This is a genomic window from Bacillus sp. BS98 (genome assembly GCF_008432245.1).
Taxonomy (GTDB): Bacteria; Bacillota; Bacilli; order Bacillales; family Bacillaceae_G; genus Bacillus_A; species Bacillus_A toyonensis.
Window position 1 is genome coordinate 2712724 of record NZ_CP043830.1, and the last position, 11660, is coordinate 2724383.

General features: G+C 33.7%; 13 protein-coding genes. 1 reads left to right on the top strand and 12 read right to left on the bottom strand.

Annotation, left to right across the window (positions count from 1 at the left end):
* Positions 1-134: 134 nt before the first annotated feature.
* From F0362_RS14050 to F0362_RS14100, 11 genes are all read right to left on the bottom strand, one after another.
* Positions 135-1757, bottom strand: a complete 1623-nt coding sequence (locus tag F0362_RS14050) for a peptide ABC transporter substrate-binding protein (protein ID WP_149889836.1) — start codon at positions 1755-1757, stop codon at positions 135-137.
* 20 nt (positions 1758-1777) lie between these two features.
* Positions 1778-2779: a C40 family peptidase gene (locus tag F0362_RS14055; protein ID WP_000755463.1), complete on the bottom strand. Its 1002-nt coding sequence runs from the start codon at positions 2777-2779 to the stop codon at positions 1778-1780.
* A 45-nt stretch (positions 2780-2824) separates the two neighbouring features.
* Positions 2825-3871, bottom strand: a complete 1047-nt coding sequence (locus F0362_RS14060) for a dipeptide epimerase (protein ID WP_000704541.1) — start codon at positions 3869-3871, stop codon at positions 2825-2827.
* A gap of 68 nt (positions 3872-3939) precedes the next feature.
* Complete coding sequence (locus tag F0362_RS14065; RefSeq protein ID WP_000271325.1) at positions 3940-4266, bottom strand: DUF3870 domain-containing protein; 327 nt, start codon at positions 4264-4266, stop codon at positions 3940-3942.
* A 300-nt stretch (positions 4267-4566) separates the two neighbouring features.
* Positions 4567-4923 (bottom strand): FtsB family cell division protein, encoded by a 357-nt coding sequence (locus tag F0362_RS14070; RefSeq protein ID WP_001228732.1) that lies wholly within the window; start codon positions 4921-4923, stop codon positions 4567-4569.
* 236 nt (positions 4924-5159) lie between these two features.
* The gene (locus tag F0362_RS14075; protein WP_000344618.1) at positions 5160-5594 is read right to left on the bottom strand and encodes a DUF4279 domain-containing protein; all 435 of its coding nucleotides are present in this window, start codon (positions 5592-5594) and stop codon (positions 5160-5162) included.
* 642 nt (positions 5595-6236) lie between these two features.
* Positions 6237-6467 (bottom strand): hypothetical protein, encoded by a 231-nt coding sequence (locus F0362_RS14080; protein ID WP_000789036.1) that lies wholly within the window; start codon positions 6465-6467, stop codon positions 6237-6239.
* A 161-nt stretch (positions 6468-6628) separates the two neighbouring features.
* Positions 6629-7129 (bottom strand): hypothetical protein, encoded by a 501-nt coding sequence (locus tag F0362_RS14085; protein WP_002048324.1) that lies wholly within the window; start codon positions 7127-7129, stop codon positions 6629-6631.
* A 214-nt stretch (positions 7130-7343) separates the two neighbouring features.
* Positions 7344-7607: a hypothetical protein gene (locus F0362_RS14090; protein WP_000426647.1), complete on the bottom strand. Its 264-nt coding sequence runs from the start codon at positions 7605-7607 to the stop codon at positions 7344-7346.
* A gap of 143 nt (positions 7608-7750) precedes the next feature.
* Positions 7751-8311 carry an AAA family ATPase gene (locus F0362_RS14095; RefSeq protein WP_149889837.1) on the bottom strand — a complete coding sequence of 187 codons (561 nt, stop codon included), beginning with the start codon at positions 8309-8311 and terminating at the stop codon, positions 7751-7753.
* A 100-nt stretch (positions 8312-8411) separates the two neighbouring features.
* Positions 8412-9173, bottom strand: a complete 762-nt coding sequence (locus F0362_RS14100) for a class I SAM-dependent methyltransferase (RefSeq protein ID WP_000490896.1) — start codon at positions 9171-9173, stop codon at positions 8412-8414.
* Positions 9174-9377: 204 nt separating this feature from the next.
* On the opposite strand from F0362_RS14100, the gene F0362_RS14105 reads away from it, so the two are divergent.
* On the top strand, positions 9378-9647 hold the full coding sequence (locus tag F0362_RS14105) for a hypothetical protein (protein WP_001086637.1): 270 nt from the start codon (positions 9378-9380) through the stop codon (positions 9645-9647).
* 80 nt (positions 9648-9727) lie between these two features.
* On the opposite strand, the gene F0362_RS14110 is transcribed toward F0362_RS14105, so the two are convergent.
* Complete coding sequence (locus F0362_RS14110) at positions 9728-11524, bottom strand: Xaa-Pro dipeptidyl-peptidase (protein WP_149889838.1); 1797 nt, start codon at positions 11522-11524, stop codon at positions 9728-9730.
* Positions 11525-11660: the final 136 nt, after the last annotated feature.

An 11660-nucleotide genomic window follows, 5' to 3' on the forward strand; every position in this document is an offset into this window, starting at 1 on the left:
CACACTGGAATTTTAGTAATAATTTTATTTTTAAACGTCGAAAAAACAAATGAAATGTCTATAATTCATCCGATTATGTATTACATAAGAAAAAAACAGACCACCACATACGTGAAGTCTGTTTCTTCATCACTTTATTTTTGTACCTCTGCCCATTTTAAGCTTGTAGCTGGACCGAATTGATGCACATATAAGTCTTTCACATATGGTTTTTGTAAGTAAGATAGACCGCGCTGGAATACCGGTGCAATTACTGCATCATCCAGAAGCATTTTTTCAGTATCTTGCAGTGCTTTCCAACGTGCTTTTTCATCGTTACCTAATTCAGTTTTTATCTTCTTAATTAACGCATCATATTCTGGATTTGCATACCCTGTATTATTTACAGTACTTCCTGAAAGGAATACTTCTAAGTAAGTCATCGGATCTGGATAATCAGGTAACCAGCGCGACAACGACATTTCATATTCTTTTTTCTTCTCTAACGCTAGTTTTTGCGTATGTGGTTGTAATTTCACATTTACTTTTAAGCCAGATAAGTTTTTCTCAAGCTGTTCTTTAATATATTCGCCTACTTTTTTAAAGTTTTCTAAGTCATAGTTTAATAACTCAAGCGTTACTGCATTCGTTCCTGTTTCTTGCTTTGCCTTTTCCCAATATTCTTTTGCCAGTTTTACGTCTGTCTTATTAAATTCGCCCGCTGTACTTCTAAAGTCTTTCTTATCTGGCCCTTTTAAAAACCCTTTTGGTACATAGTAGTTTGCAGCAACAGAACCATCATTTAAAAATGAAGTCGCAAGGCCCTTCTTATCAAACACTGTACTTAGTGCCAGACGCGCATTTTTATTTTTAAGAATCGGTACATTTTCATTGAAACGGAAGAAATACATGACTGGATCTGTATATTGTTTCAGTTCCTTATTCGTTTTATATTTATCTACAAATTCTGTAGAAATGACCGCTCTATCAACCTTATCTGTTTCATATAAATTTACCGCAGTTGAAATTTCTTTAACAATTTGATAGTTTACTTCATCTAACTTCACTTCTTGTTTATCCCAATACTTATCATTTTTCTTTATTGTAAAGCTAGCTTCATGTTTCCATTCTGATAATGTAAACGGTCCATTATATACCGTTTTATTTGCTTCTAATCCGTATTTATCACCTTGCTCTTTCGCATATTTTTCATTAATCGGATAGAAAGATGGCAAAATGAGTAGTTTCGTAAAATACGGTACAGGATGTTCCAGCTCTACGACAAATGTTTTATCATCCTTTGCTTTTACTCCTAATTCATCTAATCCTAGTTGTTTCTTATTTATTTTCTCCGCATTTTTCACATCATACGCAATATATGCATATTGAGAAGCTGTATCTAGATTAATAAGCTGCTTCCAAGCATATACGTAATCGTGAGCCGTTACTGAATCTCCGTTAGACCATTTCGCATCACGTAAATGAAATGTATAAGTCTTTCCATCCTTACTAACCTCATATTTTTGCGCTCCAGCTTCAATTACTTCATCATTTTTCGATAATCGGAATAGCCCTTCCATTACGTTATTCAAAACGTTAAATGATATCGCATCTGTTACTTTCCCTGAATTTAATGATGGAATTTCACCCGTTTCTAGTAGCTGCAATACTTTTTTCTCATCTTTCGGCTTTGTAACTGTTTTTTCTTTTGCGCAACCAACTAAAAATGAAGAAACTAATAGAGTACTAACTAACGAGTAGCGAACTACCTTTTTCATTTCCAAACCCCCTCTATTTTTTACGGTAAGTAACGGCGAGCACCAGCGTATTCTTCTATATATCCTGGTGTATTTAACGGGATTATTTCAACTGATCTTTCAGCTCTTGGTGAGTGAATCATATTACCATCACCAATATACATCCCAACGTGATGGACACTACCTTTCCCTTGATCATGCGCAAAGAAGATTAAGTCCCCTTTTTGTAAGTTTTCTTTATCAACGGCAACCCCCGCTCTTGATTGCGGTCCAGAATCGCGCGGTATTGTAATACCGTGCGATTTATAAATCGTATGTGTGAATCCAGAGCAATCAAATCCAAACCCACTTGTACCAGCCCATATATATGGTAAACCTAAAAACATTTTCCCTGTGTTGATTAAATCATCGGCTGTCGGTGTTGGAATATCCTCTTGAGAACGGTAAACCGCTCCATCATTTTTTCGTAGCCATGCTTTCTGTCCATTTGGCAACAATACGCGGTATGAAATGCTATCTTCACTTAGTAGCGGCAGTCGCGTATTATAGCTAACTTCAAGTGCTTTTTGTTTTTCAGAAGGATTTATATATAAAATTGCGGTCGGTTTCGTTACTAATACGAACGGTTCGTTTGTTTTATCTGCAAACTCTTGATTATACGTTAATTGTTTTTCCGGCATCCATCCCGGATAACCTTCTTCATTTCGCGGTGTCGGTTGTCCGTGTACTAACACTTTTACCCAGTCACCTTTCTTATCAACAACCGTTACTTCTTGACCGAGTAGTGCTTGCGTTTCTAATTTATTTGCATTTGTTAACCATAGTTTTTCATCGAGCGTCATTGATTTCGTCCATTTCCATAAATCAACTGGATTTGTTGCACTCGGTGCATCAATTGGCCGTAACGAATCAGGTGCAGTCCATAACGTTGCGGCAGATACATCTATAAACGCTTTGCTATCTTTCTTCTCTTCAGCATTTGCCGATGTAAACGATGAAAATATAAATAGAGTTGTTAATAATGCAGTTCCTACTTTTTTCATATATATCCTCCTTAAAAGGTAAGTTACTAGTCATTTCTTCTAAGATTACATATTCACTTTAGAATGAAGGTTTACCTTTGAGCCGGAGTAAGTCATTCCTTCCGGTTCTTCCATTAACCATAGCGGTGCATCAAGATCGAAATAATAAATATTTGGATGTGCAGCAGCTAAGTGTGCTACAGCACTAACGGAAAGTGAAGATTCCATCATGCTGCCAACCATACATTTCACACCTGCCGCTTCTGCAATATCTGCAATACGCCACGCTTCACGTATACCACCGCATTTCATTAATTTAATATTGATTAAGTCCGCATAGCTTCCTTGCACGAGTTTTAATGCGTCACTTGCTGAAAATATACTTTCATCAGCCATAATAGGCGTTTGTACATTTTCTTTTACGTACTTTAATCCATCCAAATCTTTCGCGTGAACTGGTTGTTCAATGAATTCTATATTTAAATTACGATTTTCCATCTCTTTAACAATAGAAACCGCTTCTTTTGGATTCCATCCTTGGTTTGCATCTAATCGTAACGTTGTATTTTTTGGTACGCTATTTCGAATCGCCTCAATACGCTCTAAATCTAAATGCACAGATTTACCAACTTTAATTTTTAAAGTTTGAAATCCTTTTTCTATATGTTGCTTTGCCTCTTTTGCCATAATAATAGGATCATCTACACTTACTGTAATATCTGTATAGATTTCTTTCTTACCGCCTAATAATGCGTAAAGTGGGACGTTTTGATATTGGCAATACACATCATATAAAGCGATATCAACCGCCGCTTTCGCACTTGCATTTCCTATACAACTCATTTGGATATGCTGTAATAACTGCTGAAATTGAATTATATCTTGACCAATTAAGCATGAACGCAGCGGCCCTAATATAGCTTCCTCAATCCCACTAGCGAAATCTCCCGTAATAACCGGTGTTGCGGCCGCAGCTCCTTTTCCAACAATTCCTTCATCTGTATGAATAAACACATCAATACTTTCAATTTCAGTTACGGTACGAAGTGCGGTTTTAAATGGAGTATGAAGCTTTACACAACGACGCTTCACCTTTATATCCGTAATTTTCATTTCGCTCATCCTTTCGTTGTCCAATAAAAAAATCCAGCCGCAAGAACTTCCTTACGGCTGGATTTTGTCTATGATTGAGTAGACAAAGCAGCAATCTGATTATATTTTTTTTTCGCATCTTTTAGCGCTACTAATAATGCCTTTTGAGATGAACCGAAATAACGATCTTTTATTTCTGTTACTAGCGCTGGATCATTAATATTTTTATGTAGAAATAAATATTTAACGAATTGAGATGTTAATGCAATTGTCGCTGAGCAATCTGCATCTACAATTTCCCCTGTCTCCTTCACAAGTACAAAAGCTACAAAATAGCTTTTAAACTTTTCCGTAATGGGATTATTTTGAGGCGCTTTCGCATCCCCTACGACATAAATTGTATTTGAAGCATACACAGCTATCTTCCTTTCTTATACAAGGATAACGGGTTTCTTAATAGTCGTACGAGCGATAAACTCAACATTCATTAAAAAATGTATCCGCTTACGAATATTATATAAAATTATCAGAATTTTAACAACATTTATCTTTACACATATTTCATAATTATGGATAATTGAATTCCATTGATGTAATGGCTTCAACTGTACATCTTACATTATGTTAGAACTCCTTGTACCATGCAAAAATTTAGCTTTTTTGTTTTCGTACTTCATTTACAAATAAAAAACAGTTAGCCAACGCTAACTGTTTCATTACTTTGGTAATACGAAAATCGTTTCATTTGACTTAGAAAATTGGTACTCTTTTCTCGCAAACTTCAAAATTTCCTCTTCATTATCCGTTAAATTCTCAATGTTAGTCTTTAGAAACGATTGATCCTTCTTTAATGTAACTAATTGTTTCTTTTGATTTGTAATCGTATCTTTTTTATTCATTATTATCTCTTGCTGTTTCGTTAAAATATATTGAACATACAAAGTAGTCGCTGCAATAAAAAGAACCATTAAAATAAGTCGTCTTAACTTCTTTTTGTTTATAGTACGATTGTCACTAGGTTGTGATAGTTGCTCTGGTATATTAGGAACATTTACTCTTTTGAGTTTCCTCATTTCAAGTCCCCCCAACCCATATTTTTCACTACCATAGGCACGTTTTCTTACTAAACTAAATTCTATTCTTATAAAATAAGTTCCTTCACAAAAATATCTCACAAATTAACCAATTAAAGATAGCATTCGACGACATTTCCATATTTACATCGAAATTTTTTATGTATGCTGCAATAAAATAGTAGTTTATGTTATTCTTTTTCTACTATTGTAGAAGAGTTTTTTTAATTAGCACTTTATTTTATCTCCTCAACATAAGGATTCGCATATAAATCAATATCAAAATCAGCTTTAATACTGTTAGCAAAATCAATTACTGGATTATCTAAATGAACAGCTGGTGTATGGCCATCATTTATTTTAATTACAATAGTGAATCTACATTCTAATCCAAATTCTCTTTTTAGTTCATTAATAATGGCTGACTTATCTTTTAGTTTTAGAATTACTTGCTCCATTACATCTCCTACATCTAATGATTCCTGATATCCTGTACTTATTTGCCAAGATGTATAGTTTCTTGTTATGTTTTCAGTTTCGTTTGTTTTTCTAATTATGTCCCCTTTTTTATAACTTATAGTTGGGCTTACTTGCAATCTTTCAGAAACAACCTCTACTGGAAATTCATCTCCGGACAGATTGAAATAAACCATTACTTGCGTTTCATCCATTAATCTCACACCTTTATTAAAAATAAATTATTATTTAATTCAATCGTTCCATTTTACTACAGACTACAAGTTGAATTTTATGCCAACCTATAACTAATATTAATATGAATCATTCTACAATTACATCTTTTTATTAAGATATAACATTTTTATTTTTATAAAGTAAAACTTTAATCAATGTGGGTTATGTTCACCCCCACTGATTATCAGCCCTCACCAATCGGTCCAGCCCCACTCCCACCTAACTTCTTTGCCCCAGCCGAGTTTTGAGGTGGGAGTTTTACTTCCCGGCAAATAGCGTGATAAACTCTATTACTAACGGCGCATTACTTCTCCATTTAAAATTGTTTACATAATACTATTATTTTTATAATTTATTATCCCAATAAAAAAAACAATCCATTTGTTAGATGGATTGTTTTTTATGTTTCATTTTTATAATTCTTTAAATAATTTCATCGTTTTTACCTTAACTGAATTTGATTTATAATAATGAAATAAAAATATATATTAAAAAACCGAGCACATTATGCATATCAAAAAATAGCTGCCTAATAAACATTTATCATTTGAAAGTTAAAATGTATTTTAACCTTTCATTTGAAAAAAATACGTATAAACCCTCTAAAATGAGCAGACTTATCATACTAATCTATAACAATTTTGCCTTCTCCCCTTACCTGTTTCCTTTAACACATATGATTTTAAAACAAGGGCAGTTAATGAATCCGTTAATGTTTTATATGATAAATTAGACAATGCCAATAGATCGTTTGTATATAACATTCTATGCTTCTCTAATAATAATAGTACTAATCGTTCTGACGGTTTTAATGTCTCATCACTTTCTAGTATAAAGTCTATATTTTTCATTTCTCTAATTATTGCTCCTTATATAAAAAAATACTTTAAATGATTATTTAATATAAAAATAATACATAACAAAATTTGAAGTATACTAAAATAACATCATTTTAAAACACTATTATACTATAACATAGAAAAAGCATTTCCCAAAATAGGAAATGCTTTTCTTAATTCACTTTCTTATATTGCTTATATGATTGTTCCAAACCTATATTATATTTCGTGTTTTTATCCGTCCAGTCTTCTCCTAAATTACCTGGCCATCCTGATGTATTAGCGACATATTTTAATAACTCCCAATCTTTTAATCCTTTTTTCACACCGCGCTCATATGATTTGACCATATTAGTGATTGCTATTTTTGCATTGATTTGTGAATCCATTAAACTTTCTTCAGATAACGAGGCTGGTGCTAATCCGCCCCGATGCAATTGGAATAATCCAAATGATGTGCCATTATCCCCTATCGCTTTTCGATTCAATTTTGTTTCGTGGTCTGCGATAGATAGTGGAATCCAATCTGGAATACCATACCTCTTAGCAACTTCACCAATTATTTGTTTATTATTGTCAATCTCTTTATACTTCTCATATTTTGAATAAAGGGCATTCGTTACTGTTACTAACGTAAGTAATATGAATATATATTGCAACGCTTTTTTCATCATTTCATCTCCTGCTTTGTGTATGTTTCACTTCCTACTCACACTATAAAACCTTTATGTGACATTCATTTGACGAAATGATATGAATGATGCATAAGTTAATAATAAATTAAGTTTTTCTAAAATCACTTAAACAAATAAAAACGGTTCGTCTATCATGTTTTAAACATGAGTGACTAACCGTTTTCAAGTGTCTTTTTAATTAACACGTTCTACCTTATATATTTCTTGCAATATGTGGTTTGCTGTAATGACTCGTTCCGCCGCCACCTACTACTACTTTACCGCCTTTTCCAAAGATTAATAATTTACTTGAACCATCTGCAAGAAGTACTATTACTTCCGCATGATCACTTGTAGCTACATAGATTACATAACCGCTTTTTGAAATACACGTTTCCCAATTCTCATCAAATTCTGATCTAACTACCCGATTAGAATACACTTGATTTTCAATTCTTCCTTGTTCTTCGTTTTCCAAATTTATTCTCCCCTCTTCCTTGAATAGTTGTATATATTAAAATAGCAGTCCTGTTTAAAATAGTGACCGATTTTAACATAAATAGTATATGTAGGTAGTAGGAGAATGCTTGGACAATGAAAACGTATCAGCATTTAAAAATTTTACAATCGAAACTTCTCTTTAATCATTTCCGCTACTTCTTTTGCACTCAAGTAAGTATTATTAATTTTTATATACTCTTCTTTTTCAATTTCACCATGAAGAGAGTTTAATCTATGCTTTTTCATCGTTTCTTTTAAATTATTTTCAGACCATTCAATATCTCTTTTTTTCGGTTTATGTTCTAATCTATGCGGGCTTTTATTCCGTTCTAACCTTTCATCTAATTCCGCTTCCAGCTCTACAAAATACACCGTCCCACCTTTTGATTCAAAAATACTTACTACATGATGTATATAATCCAAATCGGATTGGAGGTCAAATGCCCATACATAAGTAAAAATCATTCCAGATAAATCACTTTTAGATACTTCTTCAAATATTTCATTACGAAATAAACTTACTAGTCTTTTTGCTTCTTTCGTACTGTAATCAAAAATTAGACTTACTAAATCAATTGTCATATGGTTATGAAAAAGTTTTAAACCGGTTAATGTTGCTAATTCTTGCCCCACTGTCATTTTCCCAACTGCTTGTGGGCCAAATATTAATATGAATTTCATTTATTTCCCTCCTATCGCTCTCTATAAACAATTACACAAAATAGAAAATAAGGCAGTCGATTTCGTATCGATTGCCTTATTTTTATTAATAGTTTCTGTACTATTTTTTTCGCACAGCTTCAAATGTAACCATTTGATTTGCATTTGACGGCTCTTTTTCATATACATAGTCAGCAGAGCAAGTAATGTTAGAGAAACCAATACTTTCTAAAAGGAGTTTAAACTCTTCTATACCATACCACCGCATTGCAAAACGTTGTAGTTCTGTTTGCGTTAACTGTCCTTTACTCCACTTTTCATATTTTAAATATGATACAGTAATTTGGTTCAGCCAATCTATTTCAATTGATTTATTTTCTAATGTAATTCCGTCACCACTCGGCAAAGAAAAATTTGATGTATGAATCTCTCCAGTCTTCCAGTCATGCGGAAGCATAATATCGACGATTAACCGACCACCTAGCTTAAGGTGCTCATAAAAACATTTCAATGCGTTTATAGAATCCACACGATTTTCAATTAAACAAAAAGATCCAGTAGGAATGATAATTGCCTCATATTTATGTGGCAGTGAAAATTTTTGTAAGCTTCCTTCATATAGATTAGGATGTAATCCTCTCTCTTTACATCGTATACGGCACGATTCTAGCATTTCAGGTGAATAGTCTATCCCATCTACTTTAAATCCAGCCTCTAGAAGTGGGATGATGACACGCCCTGATCCTACCGCTGCTTCGAGAATTCTTCCTCTACAATTTTTTAAACGTTCTTCATAATACTCAATATCACCATTTAAAGAATAACCGACAGGCTTTGTGTAATCATAAAGTTCCGTACAAAGTGTACTATAAAAACTAAACATTTATTTTCTCCTCCGTTTTATACGTACGGAAGATTTCAATTCAATTAATCTTCCTGTACCTTTAATTTTAATGAAAATTCGAAAGAGCTGACTGTCATACTATATCACTCGCTTTCCATAGAATATAATCACATTGTATAATATTTCCTTCAAAATGAATATATATAAATTGAAAATTCAGACTTATTTCGAAAGGATGATATGATGAATTCATTAATTGGATTTCTTTTTCTTCTTATCACTTTTAATGCTCTAATTTTCTTTATTGCAAAGAAGTATAGGCGAATATGGAAAATTGCCAGTGGCATTTTCATCCTTTCTTCCCCCATCATTTTCTTCGCGACTATGCATGTAATTGGTGAAAAAGTTGGAGATGGTTTCGCTGGAGGTGCTGCTGGGCTTATCTTTAGTGGAATTTTAATCCTAAATGCAATTGTTTTATTTGTTGTAAGTATTTTTAATAGAAATTCATAATCGCCTCCTCGTATTGATAAACAATTACACCCCAAAATTTAAAGAGCTTACTATATAGTAAGCTCTTCATTAAAAATCATTTATTTCACAATCGGTAATATTACTTCGCTTAATTTTACTGTAAGCTTCGTACCCGCTTTCGGTCTAATTGTATAATCATAGTCGCTAGCAATTAAAACCACTCCAATTTGATGCCCCGCTTTAAAGACATATTCATCTGGCTGCATGTCCCATGTAAATGTATAATCTTTTCCAGGTTGAAGTGCTGTTGAATTTTTTATACTATTTAAGTTTTGCGGGTCCATCCAGCCTCTCGTGACGATTTCAGGCTTTGCTCCACCGTAATCAACAAGTAAAGCTGTTAAATTCGCTACAGAACGGTCAATATTTCCTTTGAATGAAACTTGTGCTGTACCGCTTATTCGTGTATCTTTTTGCAATACTGGCATTGTATACACTAATCGATTTGCTACTTCTAATTCCGGGTTTGCTACTAATTGGTTTGATTTCATTTTTGCATCATCTACGAATGAGAAAGTCTTATTAGCAGATCCCATACTTAATGGCAAATTGACTGCTTTATTACTTAAATACATTCGGATTTTTGACGGCACAGCCGCTGGATCTGGCCAATTTTTTAACTTTTCCCATGTTTTATTTTCTCGTTGTACATCAACCATTGGTTCATCCATAATTCCATTTTCAATTCCGTACAACCAATAATCTAACCATTTATTTTGTGTTTGCTGCCAGTTATTACTTGATGTTCCGCCGTGTCCACCTTGATGTAACCACATTTTACGAGGTACATCATTTTCTCCAAGTGCATCCCACCATTGCGCGAACTGCTTCGTTTTTACGTTCCAATCGTTTAAACCGTGAACGACAAATACGCTCGCTTTTACATTTTTAGCATCTTTCACATAGTTACGTTTATCCCAAAAATCATTATAATTACCAGTTTTCCGGTCTTGTCCATCAGTGAGCTCTTTTATAACTTGTCCGCAAACTTCAGGGTTTTCCCTTGTTAGTACTGCTTCTGCCATATTATCTGTATCTTCCCCTTGATACCCACCTGGCGCAATGACTGCGCCATTTGCACGATAATAATCATACCAACTACTAATCGCTGCGATTGGAATAATTGTTTTTAACCCTTCAACTCCAGTCGTCGCAACAGCATTTGGTAACGTACCATTATAAGAAACCCCTGTCATACCTACATTTCCAGTAGACCAATTTGCATTTACTTCTTTTTCATCTTCTGTATATGCTTTCGCACGCCCATTTACCCAATCAATGACAGACTTCGTCCCCAATATTTCCTGTTCGTCTCCAGTCGTAGGACAGCCATCTGATTTTCCAGTACCGATACTTTCTCCTAAAATAACTGCATAACCTCTTGGCACGTAATAGTTTCCGTACGAACCAAGATTAACCGCTCCATACGGTTTTCCTTCATACGCATACAATTCTTCATCTACATTATATACAGGAACATCTTTTAATCCAGCTCGATATGGACTCATTTCATAAATAACAGGAACTTTCACATTCGGATCAGTTTTTGGACGCATAACCTTTACTGATACACGATCCTTTTTACCATCGCGATCACTATCAACTTCTGTTTCTACAAACAAATTTTCAATAATCGCTTCATCAAGTGAGTAAATAGGTTTTGTCATCCCATTTTCTAATTCAATTTTTGTGTTCGAATGTAATGCTTCTGAAACTTTTCCATTTAACTTAACGCCATTTTCATTTCTAGTGTTTGTTTCCTTATTTTCTGCATACGCAGTGATAGTAGAAACTCCTGATGTAATTGATAAAGATAAAATAGCTGATAGTGTAATTGCAATTTTCTTTTTCTCCATGCCCTTCCCTCCCCAATACTTCTCTTCTTACTATACAACAAAATTACTGAAAATTCAGTTTATATTTTATACAATAACTTGAGCAATTTGTAGAACATTCTCCCTACGAGCTTTCAAAATTATATAGTTCCACTTA

What these genes read in the sequence shown, in the direction of transcription:
- F0362_RS14070 (WP_001228732.1), bottom strand. Translation starts at nt 4,923, where the DNA reads ATGAGGAAACTCAAAAGAGTAAATGTTCCTAATATACCAGAGCAACTA.
- F0362_RS14105 (WP_001086637.1), top strand. Translation starts at nt 9,378, where the DNA reads ATGAATTCATTAATTGGATTTCTTTTTCTTCTTATCACTTTTAATGCT.
- F0362_RS14050 (WP_149889836.1), bottom strand. Translation starts at nt 1,757, where the DNA reads ATGAAAAAGGTAGTTCGCTACTCGTTAGTTAGTACTCTATTAGTTTCT.
- F0362_RS14095 (WP_149889837.1), bottom strand. Translation starts at nt 8,311, where the DNA reads ATGAAATTCATATTAATATTTGGCCCACAAGCAGTTGGGAAAATGACA.
- F0362_RS14075 (WP_000344618.1), bottom strand. Translation starts at nt 5,594, where the DNA reads ATGGATGAAACGCAAGTAATGGTTTATTTCAATCTGTCCGGAGATGAA.
- F0362_RS14080 (WP_000789036.1), bottom strand. Translation starts at nt 6,467, where the DNA reads ATGAAAAATATAGACTTTATACTAGAAAGTGATGAGACATTAAAACCG.
- F0362_RS14100 (WP_000490896.1), bottom strand. Translation starts at nt 9,173, where the DNA reads ATGTTTAGTTTTTATAGTACACTTTGTACGGAACTTTATGATTACACA.
- F0362_RS14110 (WP_149889838.1), bottom strand. Translation starts at nt 11,524, where the DNA reads ATGGAGAAAAAGAAAATTGCAATTACACTATCAGCTATTTTATCTTTA.
- F0362_RS14085 (WP_002048324.1), bottom strand. Translation starts at nt 7,129, where the DNA reads ATGATGAAAAAAGCGTTGCAATATATATTCATATTACTTACGTTAGTA.
- F0362_RS14060 (WP_000704541.1), bottom strand. Translation starts at nt 3,871, where the DNA reads ATGAAAATTACGGATATAAAGGTGAAGCGTCGTTGTGTAAAGCTTCAT.
- F0362_RS14055 (WP_000755463.1), bottom strand. Translation starts at nt 2,779, where the DNA reads ATGAAAAAAGTAGGAACTGCATTATTAACAACTCTATTTATATTTTCA.